This is a genomic window from Verminephrobacter aporrectodeae subsp. tuberculatae At4 (assembly GCF_000193225.1).
Classification (GTDB): domain Bacteria; phylum Pseudomonadota; class Gammaproteobacteria; order Burkholderiales; family Burkholderiaceae_C; genus Acidovorax; species Acidovorax aporrectodeae.
Genome location: NZ_AFAL01000243.1, coordinates 1 through 916, shown reverse-complemented (window position 1 = coordinate 916; position 916 = coordinate 1). Strand labels below are relative to the sequence as shown.

Annotated in this window: 1 protein-coding gene; it reads left to right on the top strand. The window is 73.5% G+C overall.

The genetic code is table 11. The features are described 5' to 3' along the window. Positions 1 to 916, top strand: a 916-nt coding sequence (locus VTU_RS26070) for a YhdP family protein (RefSeq protein ID WP_010102132.1), incomplete at both ends; no start/stop codon positions are given.

The following is a 916-nucleotide window of genomic DNA, read 5'->3' as shown; positions in this document are numbered from 1 at the left end:
CGTCAGCGCGGACTCCCGGGGGCCCCTGCCGGAACTGCTCGCGCTCATGAGCCGCTCGCCGCTGGGGCGCATGACCGGCCATGCCCTGGACCAGGCCAGCGGGAGCGGCGACGCAGACTTTCAGCTGCGCCTGAACCTGCCCATCCACGAACTGCACAACGCCCGGGTCCAGGGGAGCGTCACGCTGGCCGGCAACGCGCTGCGCATCACGCCGGACACCCCCGCCCTGAGCCGCGTGCGCGGCACGGTGCAATTCAGCGAATCCGGCTTCTCGCTCCAGGGCGTGCAGGCCCAGGCGCTGGGCGGCGGCGTGCGGCTGGAAGGGGGCATGCGCACGCTCGATCCGCACGCGGCCGCCACCGAGCCGAGCGTGCAACTGCACGCGCAAGGAATCATGAGCGCCGAAGGCTTGCAGCAGGCATTCCCGGCCGGCATGCTGTCCCAGCTGGCGCGGCGCGCGACGGGCAGCGCCCCCTACACCCTGGCGCTGGCGTTTCGCCGGGGCGTTCCCGAACTGCAGGTACAGACCAGCCTGCAGGGCATGGCGCTGGCGCTCCCCGCCCCGTTGGGCAAATCGGCCGAAAGCAGCCTGCCCCTGCGCTTCGAAAACCGGCTGACACGCGAGTCGCTGGCCGGCCCGGCCGGCAACGCCGCCGTGCTGCGCGACCAGCTCAGCCTGGACCTGGGAGCGCTGGGTTCGGCCAGCTATCTGCGGGACCTGAGCGGGCCCCAGACCGGTGCTGCGCGGCACGATCGGCATCGGCCTGGGCCATGGGGAGTCCGCCCCGCTGCCCGCGCAGGGCGTGGCCGCGAACATCCAGCAGGCGCAGCTGGATCTGGACGCATGGGCGCAGGTGCTGGAGCAGCCGGCGGAGACGAGAACGCCCGCCCGCCCGTCCAGCGCCGCTGCCGGACC